This is a genomic window from Enterococcus avium ATCC 14025 (genome assembly GCF_000406965.1).
Lineage (GTDB): Bacteria > Bacillota > Bacilli > Lactobacillales > Enterococcaceae > Enterococcus_A > Enterococcus_A avium.
In genome coordinates this window covers 149,769-168,731 of the sequence record NZ_KE136368.1, presented here as the reverse complement: position 1 = coordinate 168,731, position 18,963 = coordinate 149,769, and the positions used below count along the sequence as shown (strand labels likewise).

The window sequence follows — 18,963 nt, the reverse complement described above, 5'->3', positions numbered from 1 at the left end:
AGGCGATTACTTTTTCTTAAACTTCTGCTCCAGCTAAAAATACCTGTCGAACATTTCGTAATGCCTCAATATCTGTAGTTGCATCTCCATCTACAACAAGTATATCTGCCTGTAACCCTGTTTTCAATTCACCTGTAACTTCGGATAAATCAAATACCCGCGCAGGATTTTGTGTAGCTGTTTGAATTGCTTCGATTGGTGTTAATCCATATCTTACCATTAATTCCAACTCTTCCACGATTGGAACACTTGGCGCTTCTAACATCACCATATCGGTTCCGGCAAGAATCGTTACTCCTTCATCATAAATTGCTTTGAAGTTTTCCGAATACGCTTGAACCGAGCTTTCAAAGAAATCTAAGTGATGTGAATAGGTTTCAGTTGACTGATTCGAATGATCGATCCCGACTTCTTGAACCTTTTGGTTATATTCTGCCAAAAAATGATAGGCATACATTGTAGGTGTCCAGGATTGTCGATTTTTCACCATTTGTTTAGCCTGTTCAACAGTTAAAAAGTTTCCGTGCTCAATGGTATCGAATCCAGCATCAATACACATTTGAATCCCTGGCTGTGTCCCTGAATGAACCACACATTTCATTCCAAGTCGATGTGTTTCCTCGACACCTGCATTCAATTCTTCTTGAGTAAACTCGCAAATATCATCGCGATTTGTTGTCAATAGCTTAATCCAATCTGCTCCATCTTTCTTTTGACGACGAATTGTGTGGCGAATATTTTCTGCACCATCAACCTCTTCAATACCATCCTCATGTCCGTGTCCACCGGTGATACAAATTCCTCGATCTGTGTGTAGGATGCGCGGTGCTTTCACAAATCCTTTTTCAGCTGCTAGTCGTAATGTTTCTAACAGAAATTGTGGTCCACAACAATCACGGATCGTCGTTACACCTTTGGCTAGACAAGTCTCGGCTTGTTTTTGCGCATAGTAAGCGATCATAAAATCATTGTACCGATGCAGATCAGGTTGCGTCCAATAATAGCCAAGGTGGATATGAGCATCCATCAATCCAGGGAGAATCGTACCACTGCCATAATCACGAACCTCTGCTTGCGGAAAATCCGCCGATAACGCCTCTGCTTTTCCGACGGCTAAAATTTTGTCCGCAGCATAAACGATACCGCCATCTTCAATAATGGTCTTTCCATCACCAGTAATTACTTTCTGAGCCTTTAACAAAATCATTCTAGTATCCCCTCCGATTATGAAACGTTTTCACTCTATTAGTGTAACAAAAGAACCGACAAAATTGATAGCTAATTTTGTCGGTCTGAACAAATAGTTCTATTTATTTTTCTAAATAATACTCTGGTAAACAGAAGCCATATTCTGTTTCGAACAATTTTCCGATTTGTAACAGCAAGTCTTCGCGGCCTCGTGCTGCCATAAATTGAATTCCTAAAGGCAAATTCTTTTCAGTTAAATAAGTCGGAAGACTGATCGCGGGTTGTCCCGTTAGATTTGCCAATTGGGTATAAGGTGTGATCTCAAGGCTTTTCTCAAACATTTGATTAATCAAATGATGGAGCTCATTTTCGGTTAAGTTTGCTGATGTTTCCAAAGCATCCCGGATCTCAGGACTTTGTAAATCGTCATTTATTTTCGGAGCTGTCGTCGCAACTGTAGGAGTTAGTAATAAATCATATTCAGTAAATAATTGCTCCATTATAAAAGCTGCTCGATCCCACACATTCAGAGCATGAATAAAGTGACTAGCAGGAATTTTTTTACCATACTGGTAAATTCCCCATGTCATCAGCTCCATGTCATTTCTTTCAACCGGACGTCTTAACCCTTGCTCGATTCCAGCAAACATGGCGGCTGTCTCGGCACCGTTCATCATATAATAACTCGCTATTAGCTCTTTTCCGTCTATAGGATAGGAAATCATCTCGATCTGATGACCTTGTTTTAATAAAAAATCATGTGCTTTTTCAACTGCGCTGGCGGCCTCATGAGATACATTTGAATGAATTGGAGAATCAATAACCACCGCAATTTTTAGTTTCTTTTTTTGGGAAGCCTGTTCATGTCTCCATGCTTTTTCAGGAGCTTGATACGGTGCTGCACTATCAATTCCACGCATTCCATAAAAAAGTTTTTCCGTGTCCCGCATCGAAACTGTTAATGCGAAATCAATCGCTGCTCCTTGCCAACCGCGCCAACCGCTTGGCCCTACAGGCATCGTTCCGCGAGTCGGTTTCAAGCCAATCAGACCGCAAAAAGAAGCGGGAATACGAATTGAGCCGCCTCCATCACTAGCTCCTGCTATTGGAACAATACCGGAAGCAACAGCACTGGCGGCTCCACCACTTGATCCACCAGAGTAATAATCAAGATTCCATGGATTCCTAGCCGGACCATAAAGCTCGGCGTCGGTGATGTTTTTAAAGCCAAACTCTGGCGTATTAGTCTGAGCAAATGGCACCAATCCATTTTCTATTAGTTTATTGGTGAAATGACTGTTGCGACTTGAACGATGGTCTCTCAGTAGCTTAGATCCCGATGTACTCAACCAACCTTTTTTCTCTTGACCTAACATTTTCAGCGGGATTGGCAAACCGGCGAATGGACGTTTTAACAGGTCAGTATCTTTTTGATGCTCTTCTCGCGCTTCATTGCCCATCAGAGTAACAAAAGCATTAAGCATCGAATTTTGTTTACGTGCTTTCTCCTCAAAATTCGTTAATAGCTCCTGAAAACTGACTTCTTTCTTACGTAATTTTTCTGCCCAGTACAATCCATCTTTCACCGCAAACACCTCTTCTTTTTTTTATTTTATTATCACAAATATTCTTCTAGAAGACCAGCCACAGACGATTATCCTTCACAAATAAGAGGTTGTGACAGAAGTGGTCAGCTTCAAGAAATAAGAAGGAATTTCCGAAAATTGTTTCTCAAATTTTTGTGAAATTTCGGCTTATTTCCGAAGAAGCTACTTCTGGAACACCGTTTATTCGGAAAAAGAAGCTATGACAAGTCTTTTGTCACAGCTCCTTTCTTCATCTCGTTTTTAAGTTATAATTTTTTAATATGTGCACATCTTCTGATCGGATATTCAGATAGAACACTTACAAAATAGTACACTTTTGAAGATTCAAAATGTTTCATATACTTGAGTTTTTAGAATTATTCTTTGATTCTTTCGGCCAAACTTCGCTTTCCCGAAGACCTCATCACTAAGTATGGGGTCAGTAAACAAATCATGAGCATTAGTAATAACGAGACACTGATTTCTACTATTGGCAAATCAAAGCTAGCGTATGTAGCTGATCGTTTAACAATCGAATACAAAGCATAGGTAATGCCTAGGCCGAAAGTCAGCACGAGACCTCCAACAATCAATGCATAATAACTCCCTTCAAACATTAAAACCTTATTCGTTTGCTTACGAGTCATACCGATACTTTCTAAAGTTGCAAGTTCTTGTCTTCTTGCCAAAATACTAGTAGTAATAATATTGACGAAATTCAACAAACCAATCAAGGCCAAAACTATAGCCAACGTATTGCCCATCATCCTCATTATGCTAATTTCCTCAACTGCTCGATTTCTCATTTCTGTTTTTGTCATTATTCTATAAACGGATTGTTCATCAATAAAACGTTGAAATTGATCAGAGGTCAAATCAGCTGTTTTTTTATTTATATTAATGTTAGCACTCCATAAACTAGCATGAGGAGAAATTTTATCCAAGTATTGTTTTGAGACAAACATTGCTGGAGCACCGCCGGTCTGAAACTCCAAATAATTGTTAGGCACAAAACCAGCAATCTTAACCTGATGTGTTTGTTTATCACTTGTAGAAAATTGTATTTCTGGAATATGTGAAAAATCTTCTGGATGATCGGATTGAATGTAAGCAATGTTTCCGTTTTCAAAAGCCGTTTGATCAAATGATTTTTCTTTGTTTTTTACCAATAGTTTAGCCAACTCATCGGTATCAATGCTGATTAAATCTCCGCTAAAACCATCTGACTGAATCTTTTTTTGTTCAATTTTTGCATACTTAAAATAGCTATTATAAGAACGAATATATGGAGCGAATTTTTGTTCGTCATAATTCACTAAAACCGGTTCTGAATAATAAATATCTGCTGAAGTTACATTTTCATTTTTATTTATTAATTGAACTAATTGCTGACTCACCTGTTCCTTCTCTGTTCTTTTTGAATCAGATTCTTTGTTATCGGTATTCGTAGGGCTTGGACTAATCATAATGTCATAGTTCATCTCACTCAAAACAAACTTTTCAAAATCCATACTTTTGACGATGGTATTAACCGCGACAAAAGAGGTGATTCCCAAGGTCATAGAGATAATAACAATCAGAGCCCGTTTTTTATCCCGAAAAATATTTCTCCAAGCCATTAGATAAAGCTTTCCGCCATTTTTTGAACGAATATCCCCTTTTTTAACCTTGGACTCCGTAAAATTGATTGCTAAGACAGGTGAAACCTTAGCAGCATAATTGGCTGGTTTAATCGAACTCAACAGCATGATCATCAAAGCGAACAAACCTGCGCCAAAATAAATTATTGGTTGGGTCGATACCACTATTGCTTCAGAAAAATTTGTGGCCTTCATAACAAAGGGAATCAGCACATGAGAAATACTGAACCCACCGATTAACCCAATCGGAATACCAATAACTGACAAGAGAATTGATTGATAAAAAATGATTTTGCGCAATTGTCTTTTTGTTGTTCCCAATGCTTTTAATAATCCATAAAAACGAATGTCATTGGCAATTGAAATATACAAAACATTATAGATTAACAAGCCACCCGAGATTAAAATGATTGCTAAAAACATCCCTATTCCTAAAATCAATGTAGTTACACTTTGTTTAGACTCTTTCAGTGTCGTCTTTATTTCTTGCGTCTCACTAAGCTTCAATTTTTTCGCAAGCTTCTTATTTTGCTGTCCTAGGTTATTGCTATCCTTATACTTGATCGAATACGTTTTACTGCTGGTCGATGAGCCGTATTTTTCTGCAAATTGATCAGATACTAACACGTAACTAAAATCAACGACTCGAGCAATCACGTATTCTTTATAATAACCTGATAAAACAAATTCTTTTTTAACGTTTTTTCCATCAATCAAACACGGCAAATAAATTTTCTGGCCTGCTTCTGGTTTTAAAATTCCTAATTCCTTCAACGCCGCCAGCGGTGCCATAATTTCATTTTCTTTCTCAGGAAATTTACCAGTGAAATCGTTGATTGCTTCTTTTCTTAGCCCATTCCATTCTGATTTATCATACCAATGTAATGCCATTTGTATCTTTGAGTTCTTTAATCGCTGACTATCAACAGAGCCAATTGTTTGCTGTGTACCAACCGTTTTAATTGATGCGTCTTTTTTTAAAATATCAATTTGCTGTTTCGTTAAATCATTAAGATTTGCATCAGCTGTCGTTCCTACTCGTTGAACCGTTTGTTTGTTACTCGCTTCAATGAAACTCATCCCTAAACCAATAACTGATGAAATTAATAACGTTGTCAGCGCTAGGGCTAATACAACAAAAAAATTCCGTCTTCGATTGCTTTTGAAACTATTTAGCCATAAGTTATGAATTGCTTGTCGCTGTTCTTTCATGACCAGTCACCGCCTGTTATCTGCACATCAAAAAGTTTGCCATCCTCGATACGGATTACTCGATCTGCCAATTGAGCGATTTGATCATTATGAGTGATCATAATAACAGTTTGATTGAATTTCTTTGCAGATTGTTTCAATAAACCAAGAACATCTTGACTACTTTTGCTATCTAAATTCCCTGTTGGTTCATCTGCCAAAATAATTGCTGGTTTGGCTGCCAATGCACGAGCGATCGCAACTCGCTGCTGCTGTCCCCCTGAAAGCATCGACGGTAAGCGACTCTCACGGCCTTTTAAACCTAATGTTCTGATTACCTCATCGACAAAGGGTTCATCTACTGTATTACCATCTAATTGAATTGGCAGTACGATATTTTCATAAACACTTAGAATCGGCACTAAATTATATTGTTGAAAAACAAAGCCGACATTTCTACGTCTGAAAATCGTTAATTCTTCTTCGCTTAAATGCTTCAATTGCTTTCCAGAAATTTCAATTTCTCCGGAGGTTGGTCGATCTAAACCTCCCAAAAGATTTAATAATGTACTTTTTCCAGATCCGGAAGTCCCAACAATCGTCACAAACTCATTGTCTTCAATTGTCAAATTTACATTATCGACTGCGTGAACCTGATTTTCCCCTTCACCATAAGTTTTTGTTAGATGATTCGTTTTAACTACGTTCATACCAACAGCCTCCCTTCTTGATACTTTAACTATAGCAAGGGACCCTTACAGTAAAATGTCAGTCGCTGCAAACAAATCTGTCAGTTCTGTAAGAATAGAGAAATCGTCGTCTGTTCTGCTTGAGAATCCGCCAAAACATAGCCTCCTTGTGCCTCACATATCAATTTTGTTAAGTAAAGACCGATCCCAAACCCTTCGATCGTATTTCGATACTGAGACCCACGATAGTATTTTGCAAAAAGCTGAGGTAATTCCTCTTTAGAAATGGTTTTTCCAAAATTTTTGATTGAAATTCTTGTATAAGAAATTAGACGATCGACCGATATCTCTATTTGTGAGTCTTTATAGGCGTACTTTATGGCGTTTTCTAACACATTCCCAATTGCTTCACGAGTCCATTTTATATCATGAGTAATTTCAACATCTGCATCTTTTACTACAAAACGTTTCTGCTCATCCTCAGCTCCACTGCTTTGAAGAATTGCTTGTTGGATTGTCTCACTAAGATTTTGGCGCACCTTTGTTAACTCCATCGATTCCGTTTCGAATTTTGACATGTGTAAAAATTCTTCTACCAACCAATTTAGACGTTGAGAGTCAAAAGACAAGCGTCTTAAGAATTCTTGCGACTCACTTAATGGTAATTGTTTATTTTGCAATAGTTCTGTGAACATCAGCATGCTCGTGATGGGTGTCCGCATTTGATGAGCGGCATCAACCATTAATTCTTGAACACGTTGCTTTTCGCGCGCAGCTGTTTCTTGATAAAGTTGATTTGCTTCTGCGATTCGTAATGTTTTGAAAATCAACTTGCTTTCTTGCCCTTCTTGGTAAGAATCAGCATTTTTCGGAAAATCTCCCTTTATAACACTATCTAAAACTTTTTCAATAGTAGATAATTCCTTTTCATGCTGCTTTCGCATTTGGAAGAAAAAAATCAATAATACGCATATAGAAAATAAAACTGTTATGCTATAGAGCACTCTTAATCACTCCCTTCGCTTCCAGAGGTATCCAACCCCTCGAACCGTTTCAATATATTTTGGTTTTTTTGGATCCTCTTCAAGCTTTACTCGAATCCTACGAATATTAACCGATAGCGCATTCTCATCAACAAATTTTCCTTGATCATCCCACAATGTTTCTAACAACGCTTCTTTTTCTAAAACAATCCCAGCATTTTTCATCAAATAATTAATCAGTCGGAATTCTGTTGAACTCATGGGGATCTCTTGGCCATTTTTGAACAAACGATGAGTATCCAAATTAAGCATAAAAGGCGGTAACTCAATCTTCCTTGACTGATCCTCTTTCTTTTTAAAAACCAACGCAACTTTCGCCTTTAAAATTGCTAACGAAAATGGCTTCGTTAGGTAATCATCTCCGCCGATCGAGAGTCCTGTGAGAATATCCGACTCTAAATCATGTGCCGTCAGAAAGAAAATTGGAACAGCTGAAAATTTCCGAATTTCCTGACATAGTTCAAAGCCATTTCCGTCAGGTAAAGTGACATCTAAAATAATTAAGTCTGGTGAATTCTTTCTTATCTTTTCGATTGAACCTTGAACACGATTAATTACTATAACTTCGTATCCTTCTTGCTCTAGGTAAAAGGAGATTCCTCGACGGAGATTTTCATCATCTTCAATTAAAATAATTTTCTTTGTCATCCTATGATCCTCTTCACATCATTTATTTACATCCTCTATTATCCAATTTCTTAAGTTGTTTATCAATATTATCTATAAAGCTCGATAAAAAAGCGGAGCCGTTTAAGGCCCCGCTTGATTAAAGATGTAATTACACAATATATTTTTGCTGAAAATAATTCTCTAGCTGATGCTGAATATGGCCGATCCCCACACAAAGCAGCCAGTAAATTAATGCTACTAGAAGATACATCGACAAATAATCAAAAGTACGTCCACCAATGATTTTTGCCTTTTGAAAAATATCAGGTACTGTAATCATTGCCGCTAATGAAGTACCTTTTAACAAGTCCATCGCTACGTTACTCAAAGCTGGAATTGAAATCCGGAAGGCTTGTGGCAAAATGATATAACGCATCGTGGGAAAGAAACGATTTCCTAGTGCATAAGCTGCATCCCATTGACCAGCATTTACTCCGGCAATCGACCCGCGATAGATTTCACCAATAAAAGCGCTGCTGGTAAAACTAAAACAAATAATCGCCGCTACTACTGCATTCAGCTGATATGGAAGTCCGAAATAAAGTAAAAACAGTAAAACCAATGCTGGCGTCCCTCTTAAAAAAGATAAATAGAAACGAACAAATAGTTTTACTATTCGAAAAGGAACAAATCCTAAAATGGTCATAAGTATACCTAACAAATTACCAAAGAAAAATGCCGCCAAACTGATTCCAATAGTATAGCCCAATCCACTTAATAAAAAAGGAATCGATTCTAACATTAGGCTTAAATCAATAGTTGGTATATACATTAATCCGCCGAGACCTTTTCAGTTACTTCTTGCTTAGGTTTTGTTGAAACATCCGTACCGAAATACTGTTCAGCTATTTCCTTTAGCGTTCCATCCTTCTTCAACTCTTCAAGTGCAGTATTCACTTTTGTTTTTAACACCTGATTTTTCTTATCGAATAGGAAGCCAGTAGAATTCGCATTAAAATAAACATCTTCTAGAATTTTTACTGGAATATCTGGCAAAGCTGCCAGAGACATCTTTTGCAAGTAATAGTCATTCAAAATTACGTCCGTTCGTCCATTAGCTACGTCAGTCAAGTATTGATCATTTGTAGCGTTATCGTAGGTCACTGCTTTTGCCCCGTATTTATCGGCAATTTTCATATAACTCGTATTGGGTTCACCAGCGGCTTTTTTACCTTTTAAATCCTTTAAGGAATGAATTCCAGAATCATCGCTTTTTCGAACTATCATACTGTCGAAGGAATATTTAATGGGAGAAGATAATGAAAATTTCTCAGCCCGATCCTTTGACATACCAAAATCATTCGCTGCAAAATCAGCTTCTCCGCGATTAACAGCGGTAACCTGCCCGTCAACATTGTATTCCTTAAACTTGATCTTTAAATCTAATTTCTTTGCAACAGCCTTTGCTACATCTACATCATAGCCGCTCAACTCGTTTTCATCATTATAATAAGAAGACGGGAAAAGTGTCCCAGACGTAGCAACTATCAGTTCATTTTTATCCTTAACTTTTTTCCAGCTATCATCCTCACTTGATTGTGTGCTCCCACATGCAGTTAGAACGAATCCCGTTGTAATCACCATTAATCCCATCAACCATTTTCTCACTGTTGTCATCTCCACTTCTTTTTTAATAAGTTAATTAAACGATGCCTCATTTATAACATACAAAAAACCAAAACATATAGTAAAGCGCCTATGAAAAACAGCTATTAACACAGAATAAGCTACTCAACATTGTGTAATAGAACAAACTTTAAATAACAGATTTTATTTATTATTTTTAGAATGTACTCTATTTGAAATTAACTTGATCTTTCAAAAATAGATAGGATAATGGTATCCCTTTCGATAAAAAAATGTTCTTATTCTACCAAGTTTGATAGAAATAAGAACATTCGATTATGCTTTTATTGTGTATTTTTCGAAAGGATTTCTAAACTATCCTATTTCGACTGTTTGAAAAACTCTATGCAACTTATTGAAGTCACTGAGTTTGAACTTCCGACTGGCTATTTATCATTTAGTCACAGAGAAAATTTTACATCTAAAATGCAAGTTATAGATGTAAACGACTTCTTCTATAAATAACGATTCTCTCTTAAAACAATTTTTTTAATATCCTCTACTGTTTGAGTACCGGCTAATTGCATTACCATTTCCAATTCCTTTTTGAAGAAATCAAAGACTTGCTGTACACCAGTAGAACCGCCTAACGCCAGCCCATAAATCACCGGTCGACCAATTGCAACTAAATCAGCGCCCGAGGCAAGTGCCTTAAAGACATGCTGACCGCGGCGTACACCACTATCAAAAACGATTGGTGCTCTTCCCGCCACTGCTTCGGCAACATATTGTAATGAATCAAAAGATGCTGGCCCACCGTCTAATTGACGTCCACCATGGTTGGAGACCCAAATTCCTGATGCTCCCGAACCAAGTGCTCTTTCAACATCTTCTTCAGACTGAACTCCTTTAACATAAACCGGAAGATCAGAATAGCTGGCAATAAATTCGACATCTTGAGGGCTTAATTTTTGTTTTGATGAGCCATAAACTGCATCCATTGTCTGTCCAATTCCTGATTGATACGCTTGGACAATCGGCATTGCTAAAGGAAAAGTGAAGCCATTGCGCCGATCCGTTTCACGATTGCCGCCAACAGTTGCATCGGCAGTCAACACAATTGCTTTTGCTCCATTGCGCTTAGCCATAGATAAAATATCTTGATTGATTCCATTATCTTTACTCATATAAAACTGGAACCATTGTGGTGCATCTTCTCCGCCAGCTTCACGGATTTCTTCCAAAGTACAAGAGGCATAGGAACTAGCCGTATAAATGGTCCCAAAACGGGCAACACCTTTGGCTGAAGCTCGTTCGCCTGCCACATTTGCCAATCCATGTGCGGCGATTGGAGCCATAATTATAGGAGCTGTTAAATCCTCGCCATCAAACTTCGTCCTTGTATCCGGCAGTTCAACATCTCTTAATACATGAGGGATTATCAGCTTATGATTAAAAGCCTTTTCATTTTCCTGATACGTAAAAATATCTCCGGCACCGCTGCTTATATAACCATATCCGCCTTTTGGTATGACTTCTTTTGCAGCTTCTTCTAAATCAAACATATTTATAAAATCGATTGCACCTTCTGCTGTACTGGCTTGATAAATTTTCTCCATCTGATTTCCTACCTCCAAAGTGATAACGTTTACAAAACTAATGTTACGCTTTCCTTTGATGGGTGACAAATGATTAGCTTATATAGTCTTTTTGCTTATATTCCATAAAAATAATAATAGAATCCGAGTATAAAACTATCTTTTTGCCAACTAAATCTTCTAAATAAATCAACCAGACAGAGCCTTTTGATTTATCATTTAAGCAAGAATAAACAATTATATAATTGACACTCAAGTTCTAAGTTCATAATCTTTTGAAAGAGAGGAGGGATGAATGAAGAAATCTCTGAAAAACATTCTAAAGAGTGCGGTTACTTTAGGGTTTTTATATTTCATCGCTTCATTTTGTGCTTATTTAGCTAGGGAGCAATTAAATTTATTCACATTCATTCACTTTATCCTACTGACATTTTTTACTATCAGCCTCCTCATCTTTGTGATGGAGATAGTACAAAATAAATAAATTCTGTATTATAAAAGCGGAATCCTTTTTAACTGGATTCCGCTTATTTCTCTATTCTTCTTCTGCCATGAATGTATTGAAGACTTCTTCAATCATATCCCATTCAGCGTCTGTTTCAATTTGTTGTAGTTCGCCTTCGCTACCGTCTTCGTTTTCAACATATGCATAGGCTTGCAATTCAACATCTTCATCTTCAGGCGCACCCGCTGGATAAAGCAATACATAATTGCGATTAAATTCTTCTTGACCATCAATTGTCAAAAGAATTTCGTAGAGTGTTTCATTTCCTTCATCATCCACTAAAGTAATTACTTCATGTTCGTGGTCATGATCGTGCTCGTGATCATGGTCATGTGTGTGTTCATGTGCCATATCTATTCCTCTTTTCTAAAGTTTGTTACTCGTTCGATCAAGATAATTTTGTAGAATCATGACCGCAGCAAGTTTGTCGATTACTTTTTTTCTTTTTGATCGCGAGACATCCGCTTGTTCCACCAACATTCGTTCAGCTTGCACTGTCGTTAGTCGTTCATCCTGGAATTCTACTGGTAAATCAAAAAGTTCCTTGATTTTTTCGGCGTAAACCATCGAAGCTTCTGCTCTAGGACCAATCGAATTATTCATGTTTTTAGGAAGCCCCACCACAAACTTAGTAACTTGGTATTCTTTGACCAATTCACCTAAGCGTTCAAAGCCAAACTTCCCTTTTTCTTCATCAATTCGGATGATCTCGACTCCTTGAGCCGTCCAGCCAAATGGATCGCTGACCGCAATTCCGACAGTTTTTGAGCCGACATCTAATCCCATTACTCTCATCGAATATCTATACCATGATCCTTCAAGTAATATTTCACTAAAACTTCCATCACTTCATCGCGCTCGTGACGACGAATCAAGTTTCGTGCATCTTGATAACGAGGAATATACGCAGGATCTCCTGATAATAAATAGCCGACGATTTGGTTGATTGGATTATAGCCTTTTTCAGCTAAAGCATTGTAGACAATCGTTAATGTTTCGCTAATCTCTTTTTTACGATTGTCATCAAAATCAAAACGGACTGTTTCATCTGTGTATCCCATTTTCTCACACCTCTCCTTGGAATTATCAACAATTACATTTTACTAAAAGAAGACAAAACTTACAAATTTTGCAAGTTGCCAATCTCTTGGCTTTAGAAAATCTTCCGAATTATTATAACATGCTTTTACTAAGTTAGATTGTTTTTCTTAAGCATCTTTTTTTCTTTTAAGGATAATCCTCGTTATACTGAATAAGTAGAGAGTACACTTGAGTACAACAAACTTCAAGTAATAAAGGAGGTAAACCATGTTAAATCGATTTTTTAAACTACTCGCTTGTATCATTGGTGTAGAATTAATAGGTTCTATATCAGGATTTTTTGCTGGTGATATTCCCGCTATCTACGCCCAGCTAAACAAGCCATTTTTAGCACCGCCAGGAAATATCGTCGGAATCATTTGGACTGTACTTTACGCGTTGATTGGTCTAGCGTTATTTCTTGTGATTGACAGTAAAGAGCCAAAAAGTAAAACGCTCGCGTATTTTCTTTTTGGTATTCAGCTAGTGCTTAATTTTATTTGGAGCATTATTTTCTTCGGCGGATCACACTTCTGGATTGCATCATTCATCAGTCTTTTTCTTCTGATAACGATTATTTTCAGTATTCGTGAGTTTCGCGGCATATCTAAAGGAGCTGCAATTTGCTTTATTCCTTATCTGATTTGGATCGCTTATGCAACCTATCTTTCCTTTGGATTGGCCATTTTAAATTAGCTTTTCGTAAAGGACTTCCGTTTGTTCGGGAGTTTTTTACTTTGCAAAGCACTTTATCAATATTGCTGTTCCTGAAACACCATAATCGCCAGCGCCATAAAGCGATTGATAGTCCTTTGAAAGAAAATCAGACATCATTTTATTTGTACGCTCGAAACCTGATTTTTCATAGGATTTAATTGCTCGACTATTTTTATTGGAGGGTGCGAGAATTAGAAGTTTAATGGCTAACTGTTGATTTAAATAATTACTCAAGGCTAGAATTGCATCATTTCCAAAGCCTTTTCCACAATTTGCTTCATCTTTCATCCAGATATCCAGCTCCGCAGAATGTGGTTTCAAATGAAAAGCCGAATAACTAATGAATCCCACAGCTTCTTGATCATTCATGATGATAAAGCCCTGGCCCTTCTCTGGTCGGGTTCCATTAAAATAATATTCCTCATAATAATCTTCGTAAAACTCTTGAAAAGTCGCAATCTTTTTTTCAGGATAATCCGGCGGTCCGCTATGGGATTTGGTCGTTTCTGATTGAAAACACCAATCGTATACACGCTGGCGATCTGCTAAAGTCGCCGCCTTCAGTATTGTTTTATTTCCTTTTATCATAGATACTCTCCTTTCTACATAAATACTGTCTACTACTTATTATTATACGTTACTGTACGAGAATCTGCTTTGTTGATTTGACCTCTATCAAACCCACACGAGAAGAGCTGGCGCTCATTATAAGATTCTTTTTTCGGATATAAAAAAAAACTCTTGAGGAGTTCCTCAAGAGTATTGCGAGTTAGGATTAATAAAGCTCTAAGTATTGATCGCGTTCCCATTCTGAAACAGTTTGACGGAAAGCTGCCCATTCCATACGTTTTGCTTCATTGAAATTCGTATAGATATGACTTCCTAAGGCATCAATCATAATTTGATCCTCACGTAGTGCTTTGATCGCATTGTGGATCGTTGAAGGTAAATCGTAAATTTCTGCTTCTTTACGTTCTTCTTCAGTCATCACATAGATATTGCGATCAACTGCTGCTGGTGGAGTCAAGTCATTGCGAATACCATCTAAGCCAGCTTCTAACAGAACCGCCATTGTTAAATATGGATTAGCAGCTGGGTCAACTGAACGTAATTCCAAACGTGTAGATAAACCGCGAGACTCAGGAATACGAATTAAAGGAGAACGATTACGTCCGCTCCAAGCCACATAAACAGGAGCTTCAAAGCCAGGAACTAAACGTTTATAAGAGTTAACAATTGGATTACATACTGCCGTGTATGCACGCGCGTGTTTTAAAAGACCTGCTAAAAATTGGTACGCTGTTTTACTTAATTTCATTGGGCCATCTTCGTCATAGAAGACATTGCCTTCGTCATTGAATAGTGACATATTGCAGTGCATACCAGAACCATTAATACCATACAGAGGTTTTGGCATAAATGTCGCATGCAGACCATGCTTACGAGCAATTGTTTTAACCACTAATTTGAATGTTTGAATATTGTCACAAGCTTCAATAGCATCCGCGTATTTGAAATCAATCTCGTGTTGTCCCGGAGCTACTTCATGGTGAGAAGCTTCTACTTCAAATCCCAAGCTTTCAAGCTCTAACACGATATCGCGACGGCAATTTTCTCCTAAGTCAGTTGGCGCAAAATCGAAGTAACCACCCTTGTCATTCAAGTCCAATGTAGGATCACCATTTTCATCCATTTTGAATAAGAAGAATTCTGGTTCAGGTCCCAAATTAAATGATGTGAAGCCAAATTCTTCCATTCCTTTTAGGACGCGCTTTAAGTTTCCACGCGGATCGCCTGGGAACGGAGTGCCATCTGGACTGTAAATATCACAAATTAAACGACCGACTTTTCCGTGATCACTTTCCCATGGGAAAATCATCCATGTAGATAAATCTGGGTACAGATACATATCACTTTCTTCAATACGGACAAATCCTTCAATAGATGAACCGTCGAACATCATTTTGTTATCTAGGACTTTTTCCATTTGACTAACTGGTACTTCAACGTTTTTGATTGTCCCCATGATGTCTGTGAACATCAAACGTAAAAAACGGACATTTTCTTCTTCTACAATTCGTTTAATATCCTCTTTAGCTAGATCTTTTTTCGGCATAATATCTAATCCCTTCCTCGCACTTCATTTTTTTATATTCCACAACCACTACAGCTTAGGACCTTGTGATTGATATGGATTTTGTTGTTGAAACCCGCCTTGAGTTAACATTTCGTCATAAAAAATTCGACGAACATCTTTATCAGTCAATGGTGGTTTCTCTTTGGCAGCTTTGACTTCTTCTTGTCGCATTTGATAGACACGCTTGATCCCTGCCATGTTAAGTCCATCAGATAAATAATCTTTGATTTCTAGCAGTACATCAATGTCATTTAGAGAATACATCCTACGGTTACCTTCACTTCGTTCTGGGTGGATCAATTCTTGCTCCTCATAGTACCGTATCTGTCTTGCAGTCAAATCTGTTAACTTCATAACTGTACCAATTGGAAAAACAGCAAGCGAACGTCGCAATTCTTTTTCCCGCATAACATCTCCTCCTTGTTTTTTGATGTTGGAAAAAGAATACCACCCGATAGACCAATCGTCAAGGGCTAATGTTAGATTTTCTTACATAGAATTTAGTAATGTTCGCTTTTTGCGGAAAAAGTGCAGTATATCAACCTTTTTAAAGAACAGTTTTTTTTGATATACTGATCAAAAAAAGGAGACTGGGAGAAAAGTGCAAAAATTTGACATCGGTACGTGCGTCAAAATTAAAAAAGGATATCCAATGGCTGGCTATATCGGTCTCATCTATGATTACTTTATGGAGAACCATACCTATTTAGTTTATTTTAACCATGATCAAAAATTATTTTTTGTGGAGAAAGCATTGGAATTGACTTCCATATAAAAAAACCGAAATCGCTAGGACTTCGGTTTTATGATTCATGATAAACTTCATTTACAGCATTGGTCACTGCGACTTTAACATGTTCGAAAGTTAAACCACCCTGTAAGTAGAGTGAATAAGGTTCTCTTAATGGTCCGTCTGCACTTAACTCAATGCTTGCTCCTTGAATAAACGTTCCTGCAGCCATGATAATGTCATCCTCATAGCCTGCCATATAAGAAGGTATCGGGGCAACATACGCATCAATTGGCGAATATTTTTGGATTGCTTGGCAGAATTGAATCATCTTTTCACGATCACGAAAATCAATTAACTGGATCAAATCCGTTCGTGGTTGATCCCATTTGGGTGTCGATTCCAACTGATATTCAGCTAACAACGCCGAAGAGAAAATCGCCCCTTGAATCGCTTGACTCACGACATGCGGTGCTAAAAAAAAGCCCTGCAGCATATCAAAGACGCTGCCCAACATAGCCCCTCCTTCGGCACCTACGCCAGGAGTGGTTAAACGATAAGCACATCGCTCAATTAGCGCTTGTTTCCCAGCAATATAGCCACCAGTTTTAGCAATTCCACCACCAGGATTTTTAATCAAAGAACCCGCCATAAGATCCGCACCAACTTGGGTAGGTTCCAATAGCTCCGCAAATTCACCGTAGCAATTATCTACAAAAATTACGATATTTGGCGCAATACTTTTGACAAAATCACACATCTCTTTGATTTTTTCAATGGTAAAGGATGGACGTGAAGCATACCCGCGTGAGCGTTGAATCGCCACCACTTTCGTTTTGTCGGTAATCTTTTCCTTTACACTGGCAAAATTGACATTTCCATCTTCTAAAAGATCTACCTTTTCGTAACCAATATTGTATTCCTTAAATGATCCGATGCCATTGCCTTGAATGCCAATAACCTCTAATAACGTGTCATAAGGAGTCCCCGTGATATACAATAAATCATCACCAGGACGCAGCACACCAAATAGCGAGGTTGCAATTGCGTGGGTTCCCGAAACAATTTGAGGACGAACTAAGGCAGCTTCAGCACCGAATGTCTGCGCATAAACAGACTCCAAAACATCTCGTCCTAGATCATCATTTCCATAACCAGTTGAGGGCAGAAAATGACTTTCCGACACATGATTCTCACGAAAAGCCGTTAATACTTTTGCCTGATTCGACAAAGCAATTTCTCGTACTTCTTGTAGCCGTTTTGCAATTTTTTGATCGATTTGATCAATTTTCTCAACCAGCTCTGGTGCTAGCTTAGTCGTCCAGTTCATCTTCCATTCTCCTAATCCAAAGAGATTTTTTCTTCGCAAATCCTCGAATGATATACTGCTCATTTTCTTCATCAAAGTTTTCACTTAGAACAAGAGTCTCTCGTTTCATTTCGCTCAAAGCCTGCCCCTCATCTGCATTCAAAGTCAGTATATAGGGTTCCAGTAGATTCATAATTTCACGTTTGATCGCCTCAGCTAATAGTTCCTTGCCTTTGTTGGTCTTCGCAGAAATCAACACGCTTGGGAATAAAGTCGGCGCAAAAGAAAATTCATCGATTCGATCGGCTTTGTTGTATATCGTCAGCATGGGAATATCATCCATTTCAAGTTCCTTCAATAAATCAATCACTGTCTTTTCCTGCTGCTGACGATCTTCCGCACTAGCATCTACAATATGCAATAGAAGATCCATTCCCTTGCTTTCTTCTAAAGTCGATTGAAAAGCATCAACTAATTGTGTCGGCAAGTCTTGAATAAAGCCAACCGTATCTGTGATCGTAGTCTCCATCCCTTGAGGCAAATGCCAACGCTTCGTTAATGGATCTAAGGTCGCAAACAACTTATCTTCAGAATACGTGTCAGCATTCGTCAACAAGTTTAAAATAGTCGATTTACCAGCGTTCGTATAACCGATCAAACCCATCTGGAAAATACTAGATTGTTGACGTTTTTGGCGACTCCGTTCACGGTGAGCTTCGACTTCTTTTAACTCTTTTTTTATCGCGGTAATACGACGACGAATGTGACGACGATCTGTTTCCAGCTTTGTTTCCCCAGGTCCACGCGTTCCAATCCCGCCGCCAAGACGAGATAAGCTTTGCCCCTGTCCTACTAATCGCGGTAATAAATAGTCTAGCTGAGCCAACTCAACTTGCAGCTTTCCTTCCTTTGAACGAGCCCGCTGAGCGAAGATGTCTAAAATCAGTTGGATACGATCAATTACTGGGACACCTACCTGCGCTTCGATTGTTTGACTCTGTCTAGGAGATAAGGAATGATTAAAAATCACTAATTCAGCCTCATGCGCATCCACCAGTTGCGCCAGTTCTTCCAATTTTCCTTTTCCAATAATCGTTTGCCGATCTACTTTAGGACGCTTTTGAGTTAATGAAAAAACAATTTCACCATGAGCTGTTTTGGTTAGTCCGGCCAACTCATGCATTGATTCTAAATAATTATATTTACTCTCGTCTGTCTCGACGCCGACTAATATGACTCTTTCTGACAAACCGTTTCCTCCTAATTAGTAATACGATATTTTTCAAAATGAAAAAGTCTTGCTCTGAATGCTTCC

19 protein-coding genes are annotated in these 18,963 nt (G+C 38.1%); 2 read left to right on the top strand and 17 right to left on the bottom strand.

Annotated elements, in window-relative coordinates; translation table 11 throughout:
• Nucleotides 1–16: 16 nt before the first annotated feature.
• The 12 genes from OMU_RS21710 to OMU_RS21650 form a co-directional block, all read right to left on the bottom strand.
• On the bottom strand, nucleotides 17–1,207 hold the full coding sequence (locus tag OMU_RS21710; protein WP_016181996.1) for an amidohydrolase family protein: 1,191 nt from the start codon (nucleotides 1,205–1,207) through the stop codon (nucleotides 17–19).
• Between the two features lie 103 nt (nucleotides 1,208–1,310).
• On the bottom strand, nucleotides 1,311–2,774 hold the full coding sequence (locus OMU_RS21705; protein ID WP_016181995.1) for an amidase: 1,464 nt from the start codon (nucleotides 2,772–2,774) through the stop codon (nucleotides 1,311–1,313).
• 377 nt (nucleotides 2,775–3,151) lie between these two features.
• Nucleotides 3,152–5,626: an ABC transporter permease gene (locus OMU_RS21700; RefSeq protein ID WP_016181994.1), complete on the bottom strand. Its 2,475-nt coding sequence runs from the start codon at nucleotides 5,624–5,626 to the stop codon at nucleotides 3,152–3,154.
• Nucleotides 5,623–6,315, bottom strand: a complete 693-nt coding sequence (locus tag OMU_RS21695) for an ABC transporter ATP-binding protein (RefSeq protein WP_016181993.1) — start codon at nucleotides 6,313–6,315, stop codon at nucleotides 5,623–5,625. Before OMU_RS21695 ends, OMU_RS21700 begins: the two co-directional genes overlap by 4 nt.
• 80 nt (nucleotides 6,316–6,395) lie before the next feature.
• Complete coding sequence (locus tag OMU_RS21690; protein ID WP_016181992.1) at nucleotides 6,396–7,298, bottom strand: sensor histidine kinase; 903 nt, start codon at nucleotides 7,296–7,298, stop codon at nucleotides 6,396–6,398.
• Between the two features lie 6 nt (nucleotides 7,299–7,304).
• On the bottom strand, nucleotides 7,305–7,985 hold the full coding sequence (locus OMU_RS21685) for a response regulator transcription factor (protein WP_016181991.1): 681 nt from the start codon (nucleotides 7,983–7,985) through the stop codon (nucleotides 7,305–7,307).
• Between the two features lie 130 nt (nucleotides 7,986–8,115).
• Nucleotides 8,116–8,778, bottom strand: coding sequence for an amino acid ABC transporter permease (locus tag OMU_RS21680; protein ID WP_016181990.1), 663 nt, complete (start codon nucleotides 8,776–8,778; stop codon nucleotides 8,116–8,118).
• On the bottom strand, nucleotides 8,778–9,614 hold the full coding sequence (locus OMU_RS21675; protein ID WP_016181989.1) for a transporter substrate-binding domain-containing protein: 837 nt from the start codon (nucleotides 9,612–9,614) through the stop codon (nucleotides 8,778–8,780). The genes OMU_RS21680 and OMU_RS21675 overlap by 1 nt, the downstream gene beginning before the upstream one ends.
• Before the next feature lie 473 nt (nucleotides 9,615–10,087).
• Nucleotides 10,088–11,191, bottom strand: coding sequence for an alpha-hydroxy-acid oxidizing protein (locus OMU_RS21670; RefSeq protein ID WP_016181988.1), 1,104 nt, complete (start codon nucleotides 11,189–11,191; stop codon nucleotides 10,088–10,090).
• A 514-nt stretch (nucleotides 11,192–11,705) separates the two neighbouring features.
• Entirely contained in the window at nucleotides 11,706–12,026 is a 321-nt protein-coding gene (locus OMU_RS21660) for a DUF1292 domain-containing protein (protein ID WP_016181986.1), read from the bottom strand.
• Nucleotides 12,027–12,041: 15 nt separating this feature from the next.
• The gene (gene ruvX / locus OMU_RS21655) at nucleotides 12,042–12,470 is read right to left on the bottom strand and encodes a Holliday junction resolvase RuvX (RefSeq protein WP_016181985.1); all 429 of its coding nucleotides are present in this window, start codon (nucleotides 12,468–12,470) and stop codon (nucleotides 12,042–12,044) included.
• Nucleotides 12,467–12,736: an IreB family regulatory phosphoprotein gene (locus tag OMU_RS21650; protein ID WP_010739601.1), complete on the bottom strand. Its 270-nt coding sequence runs from the start codon at nucleotides 12,734–12,736 to the stop codon at nucleotides 12,467–12,469. Before OMU_RS21650 ends, ruvX begins: the two co-directional genes overlap by 4 nt.
• Before the next feature lie 247 nt (nucleotides 12,737–12,983).
• Here OMU_RS21650 and OMU_RS21645 point away from each other — a divergent pair, with 247 nt between their 5' ends.
• Nucleotides 12,984–13,451 (top strand): TspO/MBR family protein, encoded by a 468-nt coding sequence (locus OMU_RS21645; protein WP_016181984.1) that lies wholly within the window; start codon nucleotides 12,984–12,986, stop codon nucleotides 13,449–13,451.
• A 36-nt stretch (nucleotides 13,452–13,487) separates the two neighbouring features.
• Here the strand turns inward: OMU_RS21645 and OMU_RS21640 are convergent, their stop codons facing one another.
• The 3 genes from OMU_RS21640 to OMU_RS21630 form a co-directional block, all read right to left on the bottom strand.
• A complete protein-coding gene (locus OMU_RS21640) occupies nucleotides 13,488–14,060 on the bottom strand; it encodes a GNAT family N-acetyltransferase (RefSeq protein WP_016181983.1) in 573 nt (190 codons plus the stop codon).
• Nucleotides 14,061–14,247: 187 nt separating this feature from the next.
• Complete coding sequence (gene glnA / locus OMU_RS21635) at nucleotides 14,248–15,588, bottom strand: type I glutamate--ammonia ligase (RefSeq protein WP_016181982.1); 1,341 nt, start codon at nucleotides 15,586–15,588, stop codon at nucleotides 14,248–14,250.
• A gap of 48 nt (nucleotides 15,589–15,636) precedes the next feature.
• Nucleotides 15,637–16,017: a MerR family transcriptional regulator gene (locus OMU_RS21630; protein WP_010744471.1), complete on the bottom strand. Its 381-nt coding sequence runs from the start codon at nucleotides 16,015–16,017 to the stop codon at nucleotides 15,637–15,639.
• Between the two features lie 193 nt (nucleotides 16,018–16,210).
• Between OMU_RS21630 and OMU_RS23510 the strand changes: the two genes are divergently transcribed.
• Nucleotides 16,211–16,384: a KOW domain-containing RNA-binding protein gene (locus tag OMU_RS23510; RefSeq protein WP_016181981.1), complete on the top strand. Its 174-nt coding sequence runs from the start codon at nucleotides 16,211–16,213 to the stop codon at nucleotides 16,382–16,384.
• Nucleotides 16,385–16,412: 28 nt separating this feature from the next.
• On the opposite strand, the gene OMU_RS21625 is transcribed toward OMU_RS23510, so the two are convergent.
• Nucleotides 16,413–17,669 (bottom strand): methionine gamma-lyase family protein, encoded by a 1,257-nt coding sequence (locus tag OMU_RS21625; protein ID WP_016181980.1) that lies wholly within the window; start codon nucleotides 17,667–17,669, stop codon nucleotides 16,413–16,415.
• Entirely contained in the window at nucleotides 17,653–18,897 is a 1,245-nt protein-coding gene (gene hflX, locus OMU_RS21620) for a GTPase HflX (protein WP_016181979.1), read from the bottom strand. Before hflX ends, OMU_RS21625 begins: the two co-directional genes overlap by 17 nt.
• Nucleotides 18,898–18,963 lie beyond the last annotated feature (66 nt).